Origin of the sequence: Gemella haemolysans, assembly GCF_028308085.1 — a bacterium.
In the GTDB taxonomy this organism is placed as follows: Bacteria; Bacillota; Bacilli; order Staphylococcales; family Gemellaceae; genus Gemella; species Gemella haemolysans_D.
Window position 1 is genome coordinate 1 of record NZ_JAQMFS010000103.1, and the last position, 262, is coordinate 262.

The following is a 262-nucleotide window of genomic DNA, read 5'->3' on the forward strand; positions in this document are numbered from 1 at the left end:
GAGCTTTAGCAGCAGCTTCTTTGTCTAATCTTTCTTTTTCAAGACGATCAGCTTCAGCTTTTTGAGCTTTTTCTTTTTCAAGTTTTTCTTTTTCAAGTTTTTCTTTTTCAGCTTGAGCTTTAGCGGCAGCTTCTTTGTCTAATCTTTCTTTTTCAAGACGATCAGCTTCAGCTTTTTGAGCTTTTTCTTTTTCAAGTCTTTCTTTTTCAGCTTGAGCTTTAGCAGCAGCTTCTTTGTCTAATCTTTCTTTTTCAAGACGATC

General features: G+C 35.1%; 1 pseudogene. It reads right to left on the reverse strand.

The annotated features are described in order from the left end of the window. Window positions 1-262, reverse strand: a pseudogene (locus PNO30_RS08990) (transporter); the annotation flags it as partial.